Source organism: Pontibacter locisalis (genome assembly GCF_042684605.1).
Taxonomy (GTDB): Bacteria; Bacteroidota; Bacteroidia; order Cytophagales; family Hymenobacteraceae; genus Pontibacter; species Pontibacter locisalis.
Map to the genome: position 1 here is coordinate 18,535 of NZ_JBHULU010000002.1, position 22,243 is coordinate 40,777.

Consider the following 22,243-nt stretch of genomic DNA (forward strand, 5'->3'; position numbering starts at 1 on the left):
AGTACGCGGCTAATCCTGGAGTATCAGAACCTGTCCTAAGTATAAATACTTAGTAATTGCTTATAAAGCGCGAAAAGTTGGTATTTAGGTGCAACAAAATACCATATAGGTGTAAAGTTATAGCCATTCGCTTCTGTCAGAACGTTAAACTAATATGAACTCCGGTGGCAGTACATAGTGCTGTATTTCCGGGTTGTAAGGTGTAGGAGTGACCATACCTATTTCGGGTGCTGAGGATGGTCCTCCTGCTTTCCTATCACTTTGGGAGGAAACCTCAATGAAGTAGCCAGTCAGTTGATTTTAACTTTAAATAGGATGGTAAAAGTGGTGAGATTGGTAGGTGTCCTGGAGGAGGACAAGGTAACTTCGCATCGCTCTGGTTTGCGGTATGATAGAAGCATTCACTCCAAAGCTGTTGGAAGCGGATGTATGCGGGGCAATGACACTTATAGTTGCAATGGCAGTGCATCGGCAGGTATTTATTCCGTACATCAGGAGCCAGACCATAATATGGAAAGCTACAGTGAATTTATAGCCTTTAACTATGGGCAAATAAACGAGCGACAGTATGATTCCTCTGTCAGAAAGAAATATAAAAGGTACTTAAGACAGGAATAAGAAAGAAGTAAAGAACAAAATGTTATCATAGTTAATGTTGTTAAAAAGGAAAGCGCTGGTGTATTTACTGGCGCTTTCCTTTTGTATGGAGCTTAAGGTTTTTTTTCAGGAACAGTACTTTATGATTTTCAGGTCAGCTTCTGATGGATCGTTTATACCCTTTTTGTCGAGAATTAATTTCCTTCAAGGATAGCTGGGAAAGTGAGCTTCAACATCTTTTGATAAGCACTTGTTAACCTGAATCTACAATATTAGTTCCTTTGATTATGCTCAAACCTATGATAAAATTTACATGTATAAATATTTTAGTTTAAAAAGCTTTCTGAAGCGTAAAAGGTAAAGAAACGGGGATTTTGGTTTCTGTAAACCTACCTATAACCGAACACAAATAAGTTTAAAAGAGTAACGATTTTGTGCCTAACTCTGCCATCTTATGTAGAGCTCCAGGCATTTTTATAAAAGTATGGCAACAGAAAGAAATGGAAGGCCAGTCCGGAAATCACTTAAGGAGTATGCCCGTGGTATTGCAGGCGGACTGCTGTTCAGCTTCCCGCTGCTGTATACTATGGAAGTATGGTGGGCGGGCTTTATTGCAGAGCCACTTGAGCTTCTGATACTGGTCTTGGTTACTTACCTTCTTCTGCTTGGCTATAACCGCTTTGCCGGAATGCACCCTGACGCTTCCTGGCCTAATGTTTTTATTGATTCCGTGGAAGAAATGGGGCTGGGGCTTCTGATATCCTTTGGTGTGCTCCTGATGCTGAATAGGATAGATCTTTATGGCATGGGGCTGGACGAGTTGATGGGGAAGGTAATCATAGAGGCGATGGCCGTATCGATAGGAGTTTCTATTGGCACGGCCCAGTTAGGAGCAGGCGGACAGGAGGATAAGGAAAAGAAGGAAAAAGAATCTAAAAGACGCAACTCCAAGCTAGGGATGTTCGTGCTAGGCCTCTGCGGTGCCATTGTAGTGGGCGGCAACGTGGCGCCAACGGAAGAGATCCTGGTGATTGGAGTAGAGGCTAAGCCGGCACATATCCTGGCTATGGCTATTTTCTCGCTGGTGCAAAGTGTGGTGGTTTTGTATTTTAGCAATTTCAGAGGCACAGCAGGAGGTAAGAGTGACAACATATTCTTTGACATAACTTTTGATACATGTATGACCTACCTCACAGCGCTGGGAGCCTCTGCTTTTGTACTGTGGTTTTTTGGTAGGTTTGATGGTGTTAGCTTTTGGATAGCCTTTTCACAAGTCATAGTATTGGGGGTACTTTCCTCGCTCGGAGCCTCGGCAGGGCGCTTGTTAATTAAGTAAATCATCGAAATGGAAAACGATAACAAACAGGAAGATCAACTGGAAGAGGGGGAGCACAAGGAAAAAAAGAACTGGCTGGAATGGACAATCTTTGGTATCGGCTTGATTCTACTGCTGGCTATATTAGGCTATCTCGGCTACCAGACCTACACCCATGAACCGACCTCACCCGATTTGCATGTGCAAAGCTGGCCTGACCCTTCAACAGGATCTCCCAATCGTTACCACGTTTTAGTGCGGAACAAAGGCGGTGCCACAGCAGAGGAGGTGCTGATAGAACTGGCACTCATGAAGAACGGTAAAGAGCTGGAGAAGGCGCAACTACAGATTCCTTTTGCTCCTCAAGAGTCAAAACGGGAAGGGTGGGTTGCCTTTACCAATAATCCGGGTAAGGCCGATACAGTGTTAACAAGAGTAGTAAGCTATAAGAAACCTTAGTTCTATAATTAACTATTTACAGGTCAAAGTAAAATGGCAAAAAAGAAAGTGTCAAATAAGCATAAAGGCCATCAGGAGGCTCCAATACCAAAGGGTCGCCTACTGGCTATAGGTGGCCACGAGAGCAAGGGAGAAGGGGATAAGAATAAGGAACAGGAACGCAACAAAGAGTTCGAGAGCGAGGAAATCCTCAAGTTCTTCGTGTCTAAGCTGAGCGGTGAGAAACCTATGGTGGTCGTTATACCTACCGCCTCTAACATTCCCGAGGAAATGGCTAAGGACTATGTAAAGGTGCTAAAAGAGCTGGGTGTGGAGAAGGTGGAGGTGCTCGACATCCGGAATCGGGAGGAGGCAAAGGACCCTAAGAACCTGAAGGTAGTGGAGCGGGCTTCCGGTTTCTTCTTTACCGGCGGCAACCAGCTGCGGCTGACCTCTATACTTGGAGGGACAGACATGCTGCAGCTGATGCGGGAGCGCTACACCTATGAGGATATTCTCATAGCAGGAACCAGTGCCGGGGCCGTGGCTCTTTCCACGCCTATGATATACGAAGTTATGACCCACGGAGGCTTTATAAAGGGGGACGTGCGTGTTACCACCGGCCTGGAGTTCATGAAGGATGTGGCAATTGATACTCATTTCATTCAAAGAGGACGAATGGTGCGCATGGCCCAGTGTATTGTAACAAACCCCGGCTGTATCGGCATTGGTTTGGAAGAAGATACGGCAGCCTATGTAACGGAAGGGCGGGAGATGCTGGTGATTGGCAGCGGGCTTATGACCGTGGTGGATGGGATGGATCTGACTAGTACAGACATCTACAAGATCGGCACGGGAGACCCCTTCTCCGTCCGGGGCCTGAAAGTGCACTTGTTGGCAAAGGATGAGACATACTCCGTTCCTACCTATGATCAACTGCACTTATAAGCCAGACCTATGGCTTTGTTTCTTACAAGGTCAGGCACAGACTTGGTTGCTGTCTTACAGGGACTCTTCTGGTTACCCTCTATGTCCACTCGTTTCTGCTGCGGTAGGTCTTCTTACCATTATTTACTTACCAGCAGCCAACGTCCTCTTACCACTAATAAACAGAAACTGACTGTAGTTTCTCACCTCATTCACCCTTTACAAGAAACTGCTGCTCAGTCACCTCGTTTTTAAGAGTTGCAACTCTGATTGTTACACTTTTAGAAAGGAGGACAAATGTTTTATCACGTAAAGGAATTACAATTTAACGCCCGAGTGTCTAAACCAGATCCGGCTTTTGCCAGCTTGCTACTGGAGCAGTTTGGTGGCGCCAACGGTGAGCTGAAGGCAGCGATGCAATACTTTACCCAGGCTTTCGCCATGCGGCAACCGCATCCGGACAAGTATGATCTGTTAATGGACATTGCTACGGAGGAATTCAGCCATTTGGAGATAGTGGGGGCCACTATTCAAATGCTGCTGGGTCCGATAAACGGAGAGCTGAAGAACGCGGCCGAAGAATCCGAGATCATGCAGCTGCTGGATGGTAAGGCGAAGAAGGAGGAATTCATTCATAATGCTATGATGAACCCGCAGTTCTTTGTGCTGAGCGGTGGCGGACCAACCTTAACCAACAGCCAGGGCGTTCCCTGGAATGCGGCTTATGTAACTGCCAACGGAGACCCGACGGTGGACCTTCGCTCCAATATCGCGGCAGAGTCCAGGGCAAAGATTGTATATGAGTACCTGATGCAGTTCACGACAGACCCTTACGTGAAAGAAACGCTCAACTTCCTGATGACCCGTGAGGTAGCGCACTACCAGATGTTTGAGGCGGCCCTTGAAACCATACAACCTAACTTTCCGCCGGGTGTGCTGCAGGGAGATCCGCGTTATAGCAACAGCTACTTTAACATGAGTAACGGTGCCGATGCCAAAGGACCCTGGAACGAGGGTAAAAGCCCTGGCCTGGGAGAAACCTGGCAATACTACCATGAGCCGTTCGAGCACGTGGTGGAAACAAATGGTATGCTTGACCACAAAATAACCGGCACAGACCGCACCAGGAAATCTGTGGAGGCCAAAGACAAAGCATTAAGCCAGGAACGCAGCAAAAAGGTAAAAGCTGCCGTACCTAGTGGGGAGAACCACTGGTGTGAATATCCGCATAACTGCTAGCAGTGAGCGGGTTAAAAATAACGTATGACTGAAAAAGGAAATAAACTTAAGAACATTGTAGAACAAGAAGCAGGGTCGGTGGAGGTAGAATACTTCACCGACCCTCTTTGTTGCTGGAGCTGGGCCATGGAGCCGCAGTGGCGCAGGCTACGCTTTGAGTACAAGGGCAGGATTAAGTGGCGCTATCGTATGGGTGGGCTCATACCAAACTGGGAAAATTTCAATGATCCCATGAATTCCGTAGCCCGTCCGCTGCAGATGGGGCCGCTCTGGATGGAGGCAAAGCATGTATCGGGTATGCCCATTCAGGACAGGGTCTGGTACGAGAACCCTCCTGCATCCTCTTATCCTGCCTGCATCGCGGTTAAGGCTGCGGAGCAACAGTCGCCGATAGCGGCAGAGAACTACCTGCGTAGAGTGCGTGAGGCGGTAATGTTGCACGGACAGAACATTGCGGAACGTGACGTTTTGCTACAGACAGGTATAAAACTAGCCGAAGCATTACCAGGTGTTTTCGATGCAGAAGCCTTTAGGGAGGCCTTGGGTGGAGAAGAGGCTCACAAAGCTTTTAAGAAGGACCTTGTGCAGGTACGGCTACATGGAATCAGCCGTTTCCCAACCTTAACAATGCGACAGGAGGGTGAGGAGAAGGGAGTAATGATAGTGGGATACCGACCATACGAGGCACTTGAGCAGGCTTTGTTGCAGGTGGCGCCAGGCCTGGAGCCAATACAGCATACCACCGATGAAATAGAGTACAGGAGGTACTGGGGGAGTGCTACAGAACGTGAGGTGAGTGAAGCTTTGAGACAAGAAAGAGCAGAATCCCGTAAGCCTGAATAACCATACTTAAACGAGACCCATGAAAACGATAGAGCTTACCGAAACAAATGCTACGCTGAGACTGGACGGAAGTGAAGCCACCAGAAGCATGGACATAAAGAATATTACCATCAAAAAATGGCCTGCTACAGGAGGCCACATCAAAATGATTGTGCTGGATGAGAAAGACGTTCCTATTTATAGCCAAGTGCTTGAACTGTCGGAGGCGATGGAGAATGGTGCTGTTGCAGTTAATAAGCGGTTTGTCTTCTATGATCACCTCTCTGTTCAGTTCATGACGGAAACCGGTGAAGGCTCCTTTAATCTGGTTGTGAACTTTGAATGATAGCAGCTTCGAAAACTTTGAACGAATCAAAAAGCTACTTTAAATACAAACTTGAACTATGAGAAACAGAGAACTATCATACATATACATTTTAGCAGGGCTATTGCTATGCTACTCCTGTACCTCAACACCGGTTTCTGAAGAAACTGCCAACACAACAGCCACAGCTGCTAATGAAAAGGTAACTGTAGACTCCGTTAGTTTGCAGTTAATAGCGTCTGACCTGGTTTCACCTGTCTTCCTGACGCAGCCACCTAATGATGACAGACTCTTTATTGTGGACCAGATTGGAGAAGTGAGGGTAGTGAAAGACGGGAAACTTCAACCAGAGCCTTTTTTAGATATAAAGAGTAAAGTAATTAACCTCAAACCGAAACACGAAGAACGGGGGCTGCTTGGCCTGGCGTTTCACCCGGACTTCCAGAACAACGGAAGGTTTTTTGTGTACTACAGCGCTCCGCTCCGCCAGGAAGCGCCTGACAACTTTGATCATACTACTACAATAGCAGAGTACCGTGCCACAGGAAATAACCGGGAGAAGGCTGACCCGACTTCTGAAAAAGTTTTAATGTATGTGGCACAGCCGCAGTCTAATCACAATGCAGGAACACTTATGTTCGGTCCGGATGGCTACTTGTATATCAGTATTGGTGACGGTGGAAACAAAAACGATATTGGCACTGGCCACGTGGCAGACTGGTACAACGAGAATGATGGCGGCAACGGTCAGGACATTAAGCAAAATCTTCTGGGCAGCATCCTGCGCATCGATGTAAACAGTGGATCTCCGTATGGTATTCCTTCCGATAATCCTTTTGCAGCTAACCAGGGTGGCATGAAAGAAATATTTGCTTACGGACTTCGTAATCCTTACCGCTTCTCCATTGATAAAGAGACAGGGATGATTATAGCGGGTGATGCGGGACAGGTGCTGCGCGAGGAAATTAACGTGATTCAGAAAGGCTCCAACTACGGGTGGAATGTAAAAGAGGGAACCCTTTGCTTTAACGCTGCAAACAATGAAAACCCGCTGCCAGATTGCCCGGACCAGGATAGCCTTGGTAATAAGTTTATCAATCCTGTGATTGAGTTTAAGAACAGTATGTCGTACCCGGAAGAGGGTTTGGGTATTGTAGGAATCGGTGGCTATGTGTACAGGGGTGATAAACGCGCTGCATTGAATGGCCACTACCTTTTTGGCGTCTGGACACAGCATCATGATAAACCGGCCGGAGCTGTGTTTGCCGCTGAGGTTGCAGGAGAAGAGGGGCCCTGGCAGTACAGAAAACTACATTTCCAAAACAGGCAAAACAACGATCTTGGGCATTACCTCCTGAGCTTTGGGCAGGATAACACCGGAGAAACTTACGTATTGACAACAGATGAACATGGCCCTGTTGGAAAGACAGGAAAAGTATACCGGATTGAGTAGAGCTAAGAAAAAAGGAATCTAAAGCTTCCTGTACCTGCGTTTTAGCTTAAACAATGCCCAATACTAGAAGTTGTAGTAGGATAGCATTTTTTGTGAGTGCAGGTAAGCTTGTGCGTGAGCAAAAAGGATGTTGCAGAATGGCATAAGGAACAATATATGACTGATACCAGGCACTCAAATAAAGAAGAAGAGGAGAAGAAAATAGACCGGTCTCCCTCTGCTAAGGCTATTCATGATGTTATTTTCGAGGAAGCTGAATCAGAACTCGCACGTCCATCGGCAAACCTTTTTTGGTCCGGATTGGCCGCAGGTCTTTCTATGGGTTTTTCCATGTTCACGGAAGGAATGCTGGAATCATACATGCCTGAGGAGAATTGGACGATTCTGGTTTCCAGCTTTGGGTACAGTGTTGGTTTTGTAATTGTTATACTTGGTAAACAGCAACTCTTTACGGAGAATACCCTTACACCTATTCTGCCGCTCCTGCACGATAAGACCCTTAAGAAGTTTTGGAATGTAATGCGGCTTTGGGGAGTAGTGCTTTTTGCCAATTTATTAGGAGCCTTGATCGTTGGTTTAGTAACGGCACATACTCCAGCCTTTACGCCCAATGAGTTAAAAGCTTTTGCAAAAATCGGACATACGGCCTTGGAGCCCGGATTTGCGACTGTTCTGTTGCGTGGGATTTTTGCCGGCTGGCTTATCGCGCTGATGGTATGGCTCCTGCCCTCTGCAGGAAAAGCACGCATCTTGATCATCATACTGATCACTTATGTTGTTGGTATCGGGCACTTCAGTCATGTGATTGCAGGTGCTGTAGAGATGTTTACGCTTGCCGCAATGGAAGAGAGGTCATGGGGAGATGTAATTATATATTATATCATTCCATCGCTTATTGGAAATATTTTGGGCGGTGTAATTCTGGTAGCAGCCATCAATCACGCACAGATAAAGTCTGGTAAAAAAGAGGTGTAGCTTTCAGCCGTTGCTACCTGCGTCTCTCCAGCTCTCGCCTCTTGGCTTTATATTCCTCTGTGTCGATCTCCCCGGCGGCGTACCTTCTTTCCAGTATGTCGAGGGGCGTTTCCGAATTTTTTCGGGTGCGCCGGATAAACCAGAAAAGAGCAAAGATCACCAACGCTACTATAATCCAAACTATCCACCAGAACCAGTGCATTTGCCAGTGGTACTCATCGTGCATGGGCCACATGTGCTAGCATTTTAGGTATAACATGTATTATTTTACGACAACAGAAAATCTGTGGGCGCTTCACATGCACTCAATCCGTGGATAGATGGTAAATTAGGGTTTATACACTTCTTTCCACGTCCAACCGTCTTTCTCCAATAGTGCAGTCAGCAGTTGGCGATGTTCCTGCAGCTCTTGCTCAAACACCTGCTTTACCTGCTCTGGTTCTTTGACTGGTATTCCTGCCTTATATAGCTGTGTAAGGTCTGGTGTAGGTGCCGCTCCATGGGCTTTGGCGTTTTTAAGAAAGCTCTCCTTCATCGTTTCCTTGTACGTCTTCAGCGTAGTCTGGAGCATCTCTATCTTTAGCTTATCTTTTGCACCGGTAAGCTCCAGAAGGTGATAGGATTCGTCAAGCAACACGATGGCTGGTGCAATAGCCAGTTTAACTTTACTGTTGTGAAAGTAGTGAATCACAGGGTAGGAGTGGTGGTTCATGGTGTGCTGCATCAGCATCTGGCAAAGGTCAGACACATTGTCATAGAAAGAAGAAAAGTCTTTCCCATTCCAGCTGTTGAGCAGGAGCTGCTGCGGCGTTTTACCCATACTGCTGATGTATAAACTTAGTTTGCTCTGTAAACCTACCGCAGAGAGCACGGGAACAAAGTAAGTAATGGAAGCAGTAATGAAGGCCAGTCCGGAAAAAGCCACCAGGCTGGTTACGATGCGCCAGGCATCGGTAGTAGCCTTATAGTCTCCCACGCCCAGTGTCGAGAGCGTGAAGCCGGCGTAGTATAACTTTTCAAGAGGTGAGGTAGCTGTGAGGGTGCTGCTGTTCACGATGGAGTCTTTATCAGAAAGCAGCATGAGAAACAGTCCGGACCAAAGGCCGATGATCCAGACCAGGAGGATGGAGATCAGCACAGCAGGGCCAGCGTAACTGAGCAGCTTTGGTCTGCCGTTTTTTCCTGAAGCAACGAAGAACAGTTTCCAGACCCCTTTGGAGACCGCACCGGTTATTTTGCCGCCGCCGTTGGAGGAGAAAGTTGTCTTGATCAGGTCCATCACAGTCAGTACAAAAAGAAGGATGCCCAGAATCAGGTATAGGTAGTTCATGTAGTAAAACTTGTTCTTGTCAGGTAAACGGGAGGAAAGGCTTAGGAGTTGAGAGAGCTGAAATGGGACTGTGCCAGAGCTACAGAAGTAGAGCTTTAAATGTAGCCTCAGCCATATTTTGTTTTATTCATAACATGGGGTTAGCCCCATGAGTATAACTATGTAAGCTGATTTGGGAAATTGTACCTGAGGGGTGCCGAAATTTTGCCCTAAACAGTTTGATGTTTAGAAGTTATAGGAGGCACATATTGTGAAAAGTTCATACACTTACATCCTGGTCTTTATCATGATCGCCCTTTTTTCATTTTCTCCCAAAGATGTCGCAGCACAATCCGATACTGTTGTCTACAACCTGACCATTGACCAGGAGCAGGTGAAGATAGCCGGGAAGAAAAGTATGGGCATGACCATCAACGGTTCCATCCCCGGCCCGACCCTGCGGTTTAAGCTGGGCGACTATGCTGTCTTGAATGTTACCAACAAGATGGATAAAGAGACCTCTATCCACTGGCACGGCATTCTGCTACCTAACTTTTATGACGGGGTTCCTTACCTGACCACACCACCCGTTGCGCCAGGCACCACCTTCAGGTATGAGTTTGAGATGACGCACACCGGTACCTATTGGTACCACTCGCATACCGGCTTACAGGAGCAGTCGGGTGTGTACGGCTCTATTGTGGTGGAGGACCGGGAGCAAAAGCTGGGCTACCACTCAGACCTGGTGATCGTGCTGTCGGACTGGACCTATGAAAAGCCAACAAATGTTTTGAAGACACTGAAACGCGGGCTGGAAATATACGACATCCAGAAGGGTACTTCTGTGCCGCTGAACAGGGTAATCGCCAGGGGAGCGCTTGGTGCCCAGCTAAACTTCTGGAAACAGCGCATGGAGGGTGCCGACATCGCAGATATTTATTACCCGGCCTTTCTGAGTAACGGACAGCCTGTGCGGGAGTACCCGGAGTATGAACCAGGGCAAAAGGTAAGGCTGCGGGTGATCAACGCTGCTGCCTCCAGCCAGTTCTGGCTCACCTTCGGAGGTGACACGCCGCTACTGGTTGCCGCCGATGGCCCGGATGTGGTACCTGTGAAGCGCGATAAAACCTTTATTGCGGTAGCCGAAACCTACGATTTTATAGTAATTATTCCCCAGAACGGAAAGCTGGAAATGAAGGCCACCGCGCAAGACGGCTCTGGCTATTCTTCTACCTTACTTGGCCAGGGCCCTGTTATACCTGCACCCGATGTGCCCCGACCTGATAAGATAGCCATGATGCAACAGATGGCAGCCATGGATATGAAAATGGGCGCTCCGGCCATCAAGTTCAACCCCAGCGAGGTGGAGCCTTACGAGATGATGAAGGAGTGGGGGATGCAGATGGACGGTGACATGCAGATGAAAGAGGGCAAGCACATGGACCACGGGAAAAGCATGGAGCATAAGCCGAAACCTGACGAGCAGAAGAAGCCCATGCATCAGCATGAGATGGAGATGAAGCAGGATACGGCGGGTGCTAAAAAGATGAACCATTCTAAAATGGATCACTCAAAAATGCAGCATCAACAAGCACAGAAAGACACAGCTGCTGCCATGGGAATGGATCATTCAAAAATGGACCACAGCAAACATGGTAAAGCTGCCGATAAAGCACAGATGAATCAGCCGGACGTCAGTAAAGGGATAGGGATGCAGCATGAGGGAATGCCCGGCATGGATATGTTTGCGGAGTACAACTATAACTATTTAAAAGCCCCCAAGCCTACGGACTTTGCTGAAGGAAAGCCTGTGAGGGAGATACTACTGAACCTTACCGGAAACATGGTACGCTATATCTGGAGTATGAACGGGGTTCCGCTGAAAGAGGCAGACAAGATCAAAATTTTGCAGGGGGAGGTTGTTCGCATAACACTCAACAACCTGACCATGATGCACCACCCGATGCACCTGCACGGACACTTCTTCCGGGTGATAAACGAGCATGGGGAGTACTCTCCGCTCAAGCACACCGTTAACGTGGCGCCGATGCAGAAGGTGGTGATCGAGTTTGATGCCAACGAGTACGGCGACTGGTTTTTCCATTGCCATATCCTCTACCACCTCGATTCCGGTATGGCCCGTATTTTCAGCTACGACACGGTCCGCGACCCGCGGCTGAAAGGCTATCCGCTCCGCATCCTGACAAACAAGAGCAATCATTTCTTCTTCTGGGGTGCAGTTGACGCAGCCTCTCATATGGGGGAGACAAGAATGGTGCTGTCAAATTTGCGCAACCAGTTTACCTTGTCGGCAGAGTATGGCTGGAACAGGAACATGGAGGCTGAATTTACCTACGGCAGGTTCCTGTACGATTACCTTAATGTTTTTGTGGGTGTAAACGCGGAGAACGAGGAGGAGGATAGTATGGATAAGATTGAAACGACCGCCATTGCCGGCATCCGGTACCTCACGCCCTACCTGTTTAACCTGGACCTGCGGGTAGACAACAAACTGCGCCCGGAGGTAAGGATAGGCCGGGAAGTGCTTATTTTCCCGCGCACTTTCCTGTTTGGCGAGTATGAGTACCAGGCAGATTTTGGCTGGGTGAACGACTTTGAACCGGAGGAAGGCACGGGTAAAGTAGATAGCTACAGAAGCGAAACAACCTGGAACGTGGGGCTTGAGTACCTCGTGTCCAAGACTTTTTCGCTGATGGGCAGCTACGACAACCGCTTTGGGGCGGGCGGCGGCCTGACAGTGAGGTTTTAATTTTAGCCTTGTCTCAATGGTTTACTCAGGTGTTGGTTCACAGCCGAACTTTATACCTTATTCACAATATGAGCAACGATACTATGCGAACCCCCAGACAAGTGCTTGAAGACCACCTTGAAAAATCGAAAACAGGCTCCGTGGAAGAAGATCTGAAGCTTAACTTCGCTAAAGACGTTGTGATGCTGACAACATTTGGGGTCTACAGAGGGCATGAAGGAATGCGGGAACTGGCCAAACTCCTGCAGGAACAGCTGCCAGAGATGACCTTTGACTATGAGAATTTTCAAGTGGAGGGAGAAGTTGGTTTTCTGGAATGGTCGGCAGATTCTAAAAACGCCTTTGTTAAGGACGGGGCTGACTCCTATGTGGTGCGCGATGGCCTGATTGTGGCGCAGACGATACACTATACTGTTCTTAACAAGGATCAGGAGTAGGTCAATTTGCCTTTTTTGCGCTCATGCTATGCCTTAGTAGTTTTAGTGCTTTAACCTTGTGCAGTACTTTCATAAACAATGCTGAGGCCAAACAAGATTTAATAGAAAGTATGGAAACAAAGACTGAAACTACAAAAGAAACTTTAGAAGGATATGTGGTTGACATCGCCTGTCTCCGAACGATTCCATCGGTTCGGTTAGGAGAAGCAGCCAAAGAGCATACCACAGAATGCTCTTTGATGGGCCACTGTATGGAGAGCGGCTACGGGCTTGTAGAAAAGATGGTAAAACCACACTCCTTGACTCGAAGGCTACAAAGCATGTGGTAGAGGCCCTGATGAAGACCTCAAGAGAAAAAGGCGCCCGTTTGCGGGTAGAGCGAGAGGGAAACAGTAGTGAAATGGAGACAGTGTCTGTGTCGGAGGTTCTTAATAAATAAGCTCCCTTACCCTGAACTGCTCCAATACTGAATTTTGCTTACGCTCGGTTTCATTTCACCAGAAGGAACGAACACTTTAGCGGCGATAGCATCACTCATAGGTTACGTAACACGAGGCAATTGTGGATTTAGTGTTATATTAGCCTTATGAAGCTAAAAAGTAAACAGTACTATATCCGCAAATCTCACCGCTACCTGGGCCTTATCCTGGGTGTTCAGTTTCTTTTCTGGACAATTGGGGGGCTTTACTTCAGCTGGAACGACATAGACGAAGTGCACGGGGATCATCTTCGGAGCGAGAAGAAGCATTTCCCCGCCTCCATGAACATGGTATCGCCGCAGCTGGTGCTGGAGAACCTGCAAGCAAAAAGCCAGGTGGACTCTGTACTTTCTGTTCAGCTTATTGAGGTTGCCGGTGTGCCCACTTACCAGGTACGCTACTTCTCGGGAGGCATGGACCATGCAGCCCATGAGGCGGGCGGACATATGCCGGCTCACTCAGGCAATGTAAAAGTACAACTGGCGAATGCAGAGACAGGAGAATTCATTTCACCCCTTTCTGAAGATGTGGCTGTAGTCGTTGCCAAAAACCAGATGGCTAATCCCATCAAGGTGGAGAATGTGGAGTACCTGACAGAGGTCGGTTCGCACCATGAATATCGCGGCAGACCTTTACCTGCATGGGCTGTTACCTTTAGCCAACCGGATAACTGCACGGCGTATGTGTCGGCAGAATTGGGTACTTTCCAGACGATTCGCCACAACCAATGGCGCGTGTTCGACTTCTTCTGGATGCTGCACACCATGGACTACGAAGGGCGTGATAACTTTGGGAATATTTTACTCAGAGCTTTTTCTATCTTTGGCTTGTTTACCGTACTTTCCGGTTTCGTGCTATACTTTGTTTCATCACCGTCGGTGAGAAAGGTAAAGAAGCGAGTACAGAAAGCTTAGTGTTACATAGTAAATCCTTATCTAAAGAATTAATTTTAACGTGAAAAAAAAGACATTCCTTTTAGGGGCTGCAATCGTGACTGCAGCGTTTACAACAAGTTGCACAGGTACAATGGAGGAAAACCAGCAGGAGCAGGTTGCCTCAACTGAAGTAGAAGTAGCAACTGAAGTTGAGCCGCAGGTTGCCCAGCAGGATACCATCAAGGGCAGCATTCCATCCGAGGCTACCGGGCAGGTAGGCGCTGCCAGCCTGAGGATCAACTACCACGCGCCGGGGGTAAAAGGGCGTGTTATCTGGGGTGGGTTAGTGCCTTACGATCAGGTATGGGTGACGGGGGCGCATATGGCCACTACGCTCGAGACTGACAAAGACCTAGTGATTGGAGGAAAGGAAGTGCCAGCCGGCAAGTATGCCTTATTTACCATACCTGGTAGGGAGGAGTGGACATTTATCATCAATAAGAACTGGAAACAGCACCTTGCCGATGACTACGATGCCAAGGAGGATCTGGTGCGGGTACAGGTAAAGCCTGAAGAACTGAAGCAGCACCAGGAGCGACTGAAGTACGAGATTGTTGAAGAGGCTGATACGGAGGGAGCCATCCAGGTAGCATGGGATAAGGTGGGTATCACAGTGCCAGTGGAAACAAAATAGTAATGAGCAAAAAAGGGGCGGTTAAGATATCTTTACCGCCCCTTTTTTTACTTATAAGGAAACATTGCGGCCGGGAACACGCGAAGATACACCTGTGCACTTACTGGCAGTTCACCATAGTACGGGTGCAGGGCATTCTCGGTCCTGAACACATTTACCTGTGCCCCCAGGTTAAAATTGACAGTCCCGATTTCCAATATCTGTCTGTTTGCCCCAACAGTCAGCGCATTTACATTAAAGAGCTCATCGTGCCCGAAGGCGTCCTCTTCAAAGCCCAACTCCTCCGACGACTTCTGAACAAACTCGTAGCGCCCATAAACGGAAAACTTGTCGCTTTGGAGGTTAGACTCCAGCAGGAAAGAATGCTCCTTATGGTGCTCATCCACATAGTTGTAGCCCCAGTTCAAAGAGCCGGTCAGGAAGCGGTTATCGCCAGTGAGTTTCTTGCCGTAGAGCGCGGAGGCGGTAGTGCGGTAAACGTCTTCGTCTGGTTCTGACACCTCAGGACTCTTAACGAATGCATGGGAGGCCTGCAGGCTCCAGTTATCTGATGGGTTGTAGGTCAGGCGAGCGGAGCGGGAGTCGAAGCGGGGCTTATCAAAATCGTAGCGCTCCTCGTCCGGCTCACGACCCGTGAAGGAGGATCCTTCCAGTTTCCAGTTACGGTAGCGGAAACCAAGAGTGGCCACCCCAAAGGAAATGTGGGTGGCGTCCTGCCAGTGGTGGCCGAGGGGTGAGTCGGGGTTGTTGAGCGCCGAAGGCCTGTGCATGAACGCCACATTGCTTAATGCCGGCTCACCTGGGTAACCTAGGTACACGAACACGTCTGCTTCCTCAGAAAGCAGGTGTGTATAACCAACTGATAGCTCACTGAACAGGTCGTGCGGATGCTGGCGGTCTATGAGCGGCTCATCCTCAAATGTCTCACCAGTCTGGAACAGCAAAGGGTAGCCGTCGCCGCCCACCGTGAGCGGGTCCAGCGAAACCATGGTGCTGAAGCGGAACAGCCCCTTCTCGCCCACAAAGCGCTGGCCCATCAGCATGACCCAGTTAGGCGCATCAAACTGTCTGTCGCCCCGGTTTCCGTCCTCAAACACATCCTGGTTGTTATAGCGCAAAAAGAGGTTGTAGTGCAGCATGAGCATCCAATCTCCGGTATGAAACATGTTGCCGTACATGGGCGAGGCATCCGGAAGCCATCCCGTACCGGACCCATTGCGGTTCATGGGCAGGTTCCGGGAGAAAGCATGTGACATGGGCATCGTCCCGTGCTGCATGCCCATGTGCTGCATGTGCATTTTAGCTGTGTCTTGCTTTGGCTGGTGGTGCTCATGCTCCTGTGCCGCCGCTGGCCATGCAAGGAGCAGTGGCAGTACAAGAAATAAAATTGGTTTAACTGTTTTCATAGCTCTATGTATACTTACTATTAAGTTTACATAGAGCTAAAACTTTATGTTCGGGAAAACTACCGCTGCTGATTCTTCATGTTCTGCATCATTTGCTCATAGCAGGCGTCATCCATCATGTTCTGCTGGCGCATTTGCTGCATCATCTGCTGCATCATCTGGCGGTGGTTCATCATCATCTGCGACATCATGTTGCAGTTGGCAGAGTCCTCGGCGCAGGCAGCCATCATCTGCTGCATCATGTCGCGCATCTGCTGGCGGTCCATGCGGCCCATCATGCGGGCACTGTCGCCCATCATCATCTGCCCCTGACCCATCATGTGGCCCTGCCCCATCATCATGCCACCGTCCGGGTGCTCGCGCATCATCTGCATCATCTCCTGGCGCATCTCCGGGTTATCCATGATAGTGGAGTACACTTCTTTGCGTTGCTCCTCCGTGTCCATCACCTCCTGCACGGTGGCTTCCCGCTGACAGGCCGCTACGGCCAACAGGAGAAGAAACAATGTTGCCAATTTTATATTTCTCATAATTTCATGGAAGTTTATTGGGATAAAACTTATGTTTTATTGTACGCTTGGTATCAGGTAAGGTGGTGTAGTTTACCTTTTATCTGGCCAGGTTTGCCCGCGCCACATGCATGCTAACCCAAAAAGTAGCGAAAGGGAGAAACATTAACTGCAGAACAGGAAGTAACCCTATATCAAGTATGGGGATGATGGGCATGGCTTCTGCATAACCCCACTGTTCCACATTCAAAGCCCACTTCTCAAACCACACAGCTAGCAAAACTCCGGCAATAACCAAAAGCAAACGCTGCCAAAAACCTGCAGCTAAGGGCCAGTACAAGTGCTGGCTGTAAACCAAGAACAGCAGGTAAAGCAGCAGGATGACCAGCGCATCAACCACAGCGGCTACAAAGCAGAGCCAGAAGTGACCGTAGAACCCCTTGTACCCTTCGTATAGCGGTGCCTGCGCATTCTCCCAGATCAGGTTTAGCAGAAACCCCACTACAAGCACAAGGCTACTTACTCTAAGAATGTCCTGAATGCCGGCAGCATGCTGTTTCTCCATGAGCAGCTTCTTTATAAATCCATCGTTTACTTTATCTCCCGGCGCAGCAGCTGTGCATTTATGGCGACAATCACGGTGCTCAGGCTCATCAGGGCAGCCCCAACGGCAGGCGACACCATGATGCCCTGTTGGTAGAGCACGCCTGCCGCCAGCGGTAGCGCTATAACGTTATAGCCCGTTGCCCAGATCAGGTTCTGAATCATCTTTCTATAAGTAGCCTTACCAAAGAGAATGAGGGAGGCGATGTCCTGCGGGTTGCTGTTCACAAGAATAATGTCGGCAGTCTCGGCGGCCACATCGGTACCGGAACCTACGGCAATGCCTACGTCTGCCTGGGCAAGGGCAGGTGCATCGTTCACACCGTCGCCGGTCATGGCTACAAACTCTCCCTGCGCCTGCAACTCCTTCACTTTCTCCTGTTTCTGGTGAGGCAGCACATTGGCCATGTAGCCGTCCATCACCAACTTGTCGCTCACGCTTTTGGCCACGCGCTCATTGTCGCCGGTGAGCAGCAGGTTTTTGATACCGTTCTCCTTCAGCACCTTTATGGCGCCGGCAGACTCTTCGCGAATCTGGTCGCGCATGGTGATGTAGCCAATCGGCTGCCCGTCCACGAGCACGTAGACTACTGTTTCCACGCCTTCCTCTGCTTCGCTGGCAGGTACTTTAATGTTGTACTCCCTGATGTAGTTTGGCCCGACTACCTTCACTTCCTTGCCTTCCACCACGCCTTCCAGACCTTTGCCCGGCAGGTAGTTGAAGTTTTCGGAAGGGGGTACGCTGATGTTTTCGGACTTTGCTTTCCTGAGGATGCCCTGTGAGATAAAGTGTTCTGAGTTTTGCTCCACACCTGCCGCCAGCCGCAGCATCTCCCGCTCGTCTGTAGTATCTGAAAAGGTGATCAGGGAGGCAATTTCGTGGGAGCCTTGCGTCAGAGTACCGGTCTTGTCGAAAATGACTGTGGTGATCTTGCGGGAGTTCTCGAAGGCCGTCCGGTTACGGATAAGCAAACCATTGTTGGCTGAAACAGCTGTAGAGATGGCCACCACCAGTGGGATAGCCAGGCCTAGCGCATGAGGGCAGGAGATGACCATCACCGTCACCATGCGCTCCAGGGCAAACGCAAACTCCTGACCAAGCAGTAGCCATACGGCAAGTGTTCCAAATCCTGCAGTGAGTGCAATGTATGTGAGCCATTTAGCGGCACGGTCAGCCAATCGTTGTGTTTCAGACTTCGTTTTTTGCGCCTCCTGCACCAGGTTGATGACCTTGTTCAGGTAGCTGTCCTTGCCTGTGCTGGTAACCCGTACCTGCAGGGATCCGTTGCCGTTGATGGAACCACCAATTACTTTGTCATCCTTCTTTTTCTGCACGGGCTTGCTCTCTCCGGTCAGCATGCTTTCGTTCAGGTAGCTTTCCCCTTGGGCCACGACCCCGTCGGCAGGTACTTTTTCACCGGGTCTTATCAGTATCAAGTCCTCCGGCTGCAGCTCTTCCACCTTTACTGTTACTGTTTCTCCGCCTCTGACTACCTGAGCCTCAGAGGGCATCATGCTTACCAGGAGCTCCAGTGCCTTGGAGGCACCGAGCACAGAGCGCATCTCGATCCAGTGCCCCAGCAGCATGATTACAATCAGGGTGGCCAACTCCCAGAAAAAGTCCATGCCGGGCAAACCAAAAGCAACTGCAGAGCTATAGAGGTATGCCACGGTGATGGCTACCCCGATCAATGTCATCATACCCGGCGCGCCCTTTTTTACCTCCTCCACCAGCCCCGTCAGGAAAGGCCATCCGCCATAGAAGAAGATGATGCTGGACAGGGCGAAGGCGATGTACATATTGTAAGGGATATGGAGCGAGTATCCTACAATATCCTGTATCATTGGACTGATGATAATAACAGGGATTGATAACACCAGTGATACCCAAAACTTCTTCTTGAAATCGGCAATCATCATGCGGTGATGGTCGTGGTGACCTCCAGTATCATGATCTGAATGTGTTTCGTGGGGAGGATGGCCGGAAGTGTCTTTGTGCATGGCTTCTGTATGGCCGTGCAGCGTCTTCTCTTCCAGTCTTTCTTCAGTGCCTTCTACTTTCTTTTCAGCATTCCCCTTGGCTCCGTGGTGAGGGTGTTGGTGTTTATCCTTATTCTTCATGTTGCATTAAGGTTGAGTAGCTATAGCCTATTTTTGCTTCCTAATAGTATTCCGGGTTTACCTGTATGTCTCTGGTGCCTAAGTCCACACCTCTAAACGAAACGAGGCGCAGTAAAGATTACTGCGCCTCGTTTCGTTTACGTTAAACAAGTTTAATGGGAGTGGGCAGAATCAAGGTATTTGCCTTGAGGGCCTATGCCTTCCAAGTACACGAGTTGTGCTCCATAATGACCTGCCATCGAAACAGAATAAGCCGCAACAGCCAGAATTATTGCCACCACGGCAATACTCCACCGCCTGCCTTTAAGCAGGAATTGGTTAAGGAACTGAGCAGCAAGAGCTGCACCTGCGAGATAGATAGTCCAGATAGCATACAGGTCATGCTGTTCCAGTACCAGTTTAGCATGTTCCGTTAGCCCATCAGTGTGTGGGTGATCGATAAACGTAACGTAGTAGGCAGAAACGAAGCTGATAAGAACTGTAAAGGTTGTTATCCAGTCCAGTTCTTTTCGGACAAAGAAAACATTTGCCATTTGAACAGCAGCGGCCACTAACAGGAGCACAATTGGAAAGTGAACGAACAGCGGGTGCTGGTTAGGGAAATCAGCCAGATCAGCGTGTACGGAGGAAGGTTTCTGTACGTGTTGAACATGTTCTTCTTCCGTTAGGTTTTGCTGTGTGGGTGCCACCGTGTCGTGAATCATTGCTGCAGCTTCCTCTGATTTTAACGCCTCTGTTTTCGACTTTTTACCGTGCTTTTCCCCACCATGGGCAAATGAATCGCTGCAGGGTATCAGGATAGAAAACAGTGTAATTATTGAAAGAATAATGTTCTTCTTCATTGGTAGTGTCAAATTCTCAGGGAGCTTTTATTTATTTGAGGGATAAATATAGGTAAATATTTAAAGTTTTAATTTTTCGGCCTTTCAGTGAAAGCATAATAAATTAGAAGCAGGAGAAAGAAATATTACTGTAAAAGAGGTAGGGTTTAAGGCGATGTTAGTACGGGCACCAGGACCTCCGTGCAGCATTATGACTGTTTCCTTATCTGGATTTAAATAAATGGTAGTAATAAGCCTGGTGTTATCATCTTTTTATAAAACATCCATCTTCTTTTTACGGCAATAATGCCCTTCCAGTACTGCCTGTTCTAGGCTTGGCAGAAATCAAGCTTTTGTTATATTGTTTTGACTAGCTCAGATCTTTTCTAACCACACTTTTAAAATAAAATAAGGAAAATATTCAGGTAAGTCATTTAACTTTTAACCTAATTGTGCCTCTAAGAAATGAGAGAATAATTTAATAGCAACAGGACTGAATGGTAGAGACAACAGACGAAGAGATTTTGTCGATGTTTCGTGAGCAGACCACAAAAAGCAGAAGCTTTACCCTGTTAATGGACGCGTACAACGAAAGAATTTACTGGCATATCAGGCGCCTGGTGGTGTCGCATGAGGATGCCCAGGATGTTCTTCAGGAAACGTTCATTAATGTATATAACAACCTGGACAAGTTTGCCGGAAAAAGCAAGATTTATACCTGGCTCTATCGGATCGCTACAAACGAATGCATCAGGTTGTTACGGAACAGGCAAAAGTTTCTGTCGTCTTACGACGAAGTCAGTGAAAAGCTGATTAGTCAGCTTCACGACAACAGTATAGAGGAAAGTGATAAGATTTTGATAAAATTTCAGGAGGCAATTCTCAGCTTACCTGAAAAACAAAGACTGGTTTTTAATCTTCGCTATTACGATGAGTTAAGCTACGAGGAAATCAGCCAGGTGCTGGACAGTTCGGTTGCCACACTCAAAACCAACTATCACTATGCAAGCAACAAGATCAAAGACTATATGATTAATGCGTGATGGAAAAGGAATTTGATTTTAAAAAAGTTGGAAAACGGATGCCATATAAAGTGCCTTCTGACTTTTTCGGCAATATAACAGAGGAAACCTTAGCAGAAGCAGAAAGGCGCTCAGGCAATAACAAAAGGCATAGTTCATCCATGTGGTGGATTGTATCTGTAGCTGCCAGTGTGATTTTATTGATAGCTGTAGGCTACTTTGTTTATACAGGTAAAAAAGAGGAAAAGGTGATGGCAACAACAAAAGGCACACAAGCACCTGTCGCCTCGCTACCACAGGTGCGGGCGGACCAGCAAAACGCTGATACGATGACAAGACCTGAGGTCAGTGTGACTGAGCAGAGACTTCCGGTTACTTTACAAGCGGATTCTGATAAGGTATCCGTGCCGTCTGAACAAGCGTCTGAACAAAAGCAATTAGCGCAGGTCGATAAAGAAGAATCTTTTGATGAGATACTACGGAGTATTTCGGATGAGGAACTTCTGGAAATGGCTGCAGTGGCGGAGGCAGATTTATATCTTTATGAAGAAACATTTGGTGATGAATAAAATTAACAGGCTACTAATATTTTCTGCCTTGCTGTTATGGACTGTTACAACACATGCCCAGAACTTCAGAAATAATCCTAAGTTACAGGAGCGGATAACGCAGGCAAAACTTACAGAAATTCAGCGTGGGCTTAATTTAGATGAGGCTCAAATGAAAGAGTTATCTCCCATATACAAACGTTATGAGGCTGAGTTAAACTCCCTGCGAACTGCCGGGCAAGGAAGGTTGTTGCAGACTAACCCGGATAGCCTTTCAGCTGAAGAAGCTGATAAGATCATTAGCTCCCATTTAGATAACGCTATAAAAATGGGCACTATCCGCAAGAAGTATTATCCTGAATTCCGGGCCGTACTCTCTCCGCAACAAGTAATGCGCCTGTACCAATCTGAAGCTAAACTACGCCGAAGAGTTATGATGGAACTTCGGAGAAGGTTTGGTGAACAGAGCAGGTAAACATATCTTCATTTAAATAATTACTGATTACCGTTGACCATACAGCTGGTATTCATTTGTGTCGGTTAATTTTTCTCCCTATT

General features: G+C 48.1%; 24 protein-coding genes. 17 read left to right on the forward strand and 7 right to left on the reverse strand.

The window, feature by feature from the left end; genetic code table 11:
- The first annotated feature begins 261 nt into the window (after positions 1-261).
- The 9 genes from ACFSRY_RS01140 (at position 262) to ACFSRY_RS01180 (ending at position 8,091) form a co-directional block, all read left to right on the forward strand.
- Entirely contained in the window at positions 262-618 is a 357-nt protein-coding gene (locus ACFSRY_RS01140; RefSeq protein ID WP_377502556.1) for a hypothetical protein, read from the forward strand.
- Between the two features lie 463 nt (positions 619-1,081).
- Entirely contained in the window at positions 1,082-1,933 is an 852-nt protein-coding gene (locus ACFSRY_RS01145) for a TIGR02587 family membrane protein (protein ID WP_377502558.1), read from the forward strand.
- A 9-nt stretch (positions 1,934-1,942) separates the two neighbouring features.
- Positions 1,943-2,371 (forward strand): hypothetical protein, encoded by a 429-nt coding sequence (locus ACFSRY_RS01150; protein ID WP_377502560.1) that lies wholly within the window; start codon positions 1,943-1,945, stop codon positions 2,369-2,371.
- A 33-nt stretch (positions 2,372-2,404) separates the two neighbouring features.
- Positions 2,405-3,298, forward strand: a complete 894-nt coding sequence (locus ACFSRY_RS01155; protein WP_377502562.1) for a cyanophycinase — start codon at positions 2,405-2,407, stop codon at positions 3,296-3,298.
- Positions 3,299-3,574: 276 nt separating this feature from the next.
- Positions 3,575-4,516 carry a manganese catalase family protein gene (locus ACFSRY_RS01160; protein WP_377502564.1) on the forward strand — a complete coding sequence of 314 codons (942 nt, stop codon included), beginning with the start codon at positions 3,575-3,577 and terminating at the stop codon, positions 4,514-4,516.
- Between the two features lie 24 nt (positions 4,517-4,540).
- Complete coding sequence (locus ACFSRY_RS01165; RefSeq protein WP_377502566.1) at positions 4,541-5,359, forward strand: DsbA family protein; 819 nt, start codon at positions 4,541-4,543, stop codon at positions 5,357-5,359.
- A 19-nt stretch (positions 5,360-5,378) separates the two neighbouring features.
- Positions 5,379-5,684 (forward strand): hypothetical protein, encoded by a 306-nt coding sequence (locus ACFSRY_RS01170; protein ID WP_377502568.1) that lies wholly within the window; start codon positions 5,379-5,381, stop codon positions 5,682-5,684.
- 58 nt (positions 5,685-5,742) lie between these two features.
- Positions 5,743-7,116 (forward strand): PQQ-dependent sugar dehydrogenase, encoded by a 1,374-nt coding sequence (locus ACFSRY_RS01175; RefSeq protein WP_377502570.1) that lies wholly within the window; start codon positions 5,743-5,745, stop codon positions 7,114-7,116.
- A 114-nt stretch (positions 7,117-7,230) separates the two neighbouring features.
- Positions 7,231-8,091, forward strand: coding sequence for a formate/nitrite transporter family protein (locus ACFSRY_RS01180; protein WP_377502572.1), 861 nt, complete (start codon positions 7,231-7,233; stop codon positions 8,089-8,091).
- A 13-nt stretch (positions 8,092-8,104) separates the two neighbouring features.
- Here ACFSRY_RS01180 and ACFSRY_RS01185 read toward each other — a convergent pair whose 3' ends face one another.
- Both ACFSRY_RS01185 and ACFSRY_RS01190 read right to left on the reverse strand, forming a co-directional pair.
- Positions 8,105-8,326, reverse strand: a complete 222-nt coding sequence (locus ACFSRY_RS01185) for an SHOCT domain-containing protein (protein ID WP_377502575.1) — start codon at positions 8,324-8,326, stop codon at positions 8,105-8,107.
- A 93-nt stretch (positions 8,327-8,419) separates the two neighbouring features.
- Positions 8,420-9,421 carry a potassium channel family protein gene (locus ACFSRY_RS01190; RefSeq protein ID WP_377502577.1) on the reverse strand — a complete coding sequence of 334 codons (1,002 nt, stop codon included), beginning with the start codon at positions 9,419-9,421 and terminating at the stop codon, positions 8,420-8,422.
- A gap of 286 nt (positions 9,422-9,707) precedes the next feature.
- Between ACFSRY_RS01190 and ACFSRY_RS01195 the strand changes: the two genes are divergently transcribed.
- The 5 genes from ACFSRY_RS01195 to ACFSRY_RS01215 all read left to right on the forward strand — a co-directional run bounded on the left by ACFSRY_RS01195 (position 9,708) and on the right by ACFSRY_RS01215 (position 14,655).
- Entirely contained in the window at positions 9,708-12,170 is a 2,463-nt protein-coding gene (locus tag ACFSRY_RS01195; RefSeq protein WP_377502997.1) for a multicopper oxidase domain-containing protein, read from the forward strand.
- Between the two features lie 68 nt (positions 12,171-12,238).
- Positions 12,239-12,607 (forward strand): nuclear transport factor 2 family protein, encoded by a 369-nt coding sequence (locus ACFSRY_RS01200; RefSeq protein ID WP_377502579.1) that lies wholly within the window; start codon positions 12,239-12,241, stop codon positions 12,605-12,607.
- 110 nt (positions 12,608-12,717) lie between these two features.
- Positions 12,718-12,936 carry a hypothetical protein gene (locus ACFSRY_RS01205; protein WP_377502581.1) on the forward strand — a complete coding sequence of 73 codons (219 nt, stop codon included), beginning with the start codon at positions 12,718-12,720 and terminating at the stop codon, positions 12,934-12,936.
- Positions 12,937-13,193: 257 nt separating this feature from the next.
- Complete coding sequence (locus ACFSRY_RS01210) at positions 13,194-14,000, forward strand: PepSY domain-containing protein (RefSeq protein WP_377502583.1); 807 nt, start codon at positions 13,194-13,196, stop codon at positions 13,998-14,000.
- Positions 14,001-14,040: 40 nt separating this feature from the next.
- Entirely contained in the window at positions 14,041-14,655 is a 615-nt protein-coding gene (locus tag ACFSRY_RS01215; protein WP_377502585.1) for a DUF2911 domain-containing protein, read from the forward strand.
- 47 nt (positions 14,656-14,702) lie between these two features.
- On the opposite strand, the gene ACFSRY_RS01220 is transcribed toward ACFSRY_RS01215, so the two are convergent.
- The 5 genes from ACFSRY_RS01220 to ACFSRY_RS01240 all read right to left on the reverse strand — a co-directional run bounded on the left by ACFSRY_RS01220 (position 14,703) and on the right by ACFSRY_RS01240 (position 20,136).
- The gene (locus ACFSRY_RS01220) at positions 14,703-16,061 is read right to left on the reverse strand and encodes a hypothetical protein (RefSeq protein WP_377502587.1); all 1,359 of its coding nucleotides are present in this window, start codon (positions 16,059-16,061) and stop codon (positions 14,703-14,705) included.
- Between the two features lie 59 nt (positions 16,062-16,120).
- A complete protein-coding gene (locus tag ACFSRY_RS01225) occupies positions 16,121-16,591 on the reverse strand; it encodes a hypothetical protein (protein ID WP_377502590.1) in 471 nt (156 codons plus the stop codon).
- A gap of 79 nt (positions 16,592-16,670) precedes the next feature.
- A complete protein-coding gene (locus tag ACFSRY_RS01230; protein ID WP_377502592.1) occupies positions 16,671-17,135 on the reverse strand; it encodes a hypothetical protein in 465 nt (154 codons plus the stop codon).
- Between the two features lie 26 nt (positions 17,136-17,161).
- The gene (locus ACFSRY_RS01235; RefSeq protein WP_377502594.1) at positions 17,162-19,294 is read right to left on the reverse strand and encodes a copper-translocating P-type ATPase; all 2,133 of its coding nucleotides are present in this window, start codon (positions 19,292-19,294) and stop codon (positions 17,162-17,164) included.
- 152 nt (positions 19,295-19,446) lie between these two features.
- A complete protein-coding gene (locus ACFSRY_RS01240; RefSeq protein ID WP_377502596.1) occupies positions 19,447-20,136 on the reverse strand; it encodes a DUF2231 domain-containing protein in 690 nt (229 codons plus the stop codon).
- Positions 20,137-20,612: 476 nt separating this feature from the next.
- Between ACFSRY_RS01240 and ACFSRY_RS01245 the strand changes: the two genes are divergently transcribed.
- Genes ACFSRY_RS01245 through ACFSRY_RS01255 form a run of 3 tightly spaced genes read left to right on the forward strand, consistent with a single transcriptional unit; the run spans position 20,613 to position 22,160 of the window.
- Positions 20,613-21,158, forward strand: a complete 546-nt coding sequence (locus tag ACFSRY_RS01245) for an RNA polymerase sigma factor (RefSeq protein ID WP_377502598.1) — start codon at positions 20,613-20,615, stop codon at positions 21,156-21,158.
- Positions 21,158-21,706: a hypothetical protein gene (locus tag ACFSRY_RS01250; protein WP_377502600.1), complete on the forward strand. Its 549-nt coding sequence runs from the start codon at positions 21,158-21,160 to the stop codon at positions 21,704-21,706. The genes ACFSRY_RS01245 and ACFSRY_RS01250 overlap by 1 nt, the downstream gene beginning before the upstream one ends.
- Positions 21,699-22,160: a Spy/CpxP family protein refolding chaperone gene (locus tag ACFSRY_RS01255; RefSeq protein ID WP_377502602.1), complete on the forward strand. Its 462-nt coding sequence runs from the start codon at positions 21,699-21,701 to the stop codon at positions 22,158-22,160. Before ACFSRY_RS01250 ends, ACFSRY_RS01255 begins: the two co-directional genes overlap by 8 nt.
- Positions 22,161-22,243: the final 83 nt, after the last annotated feature.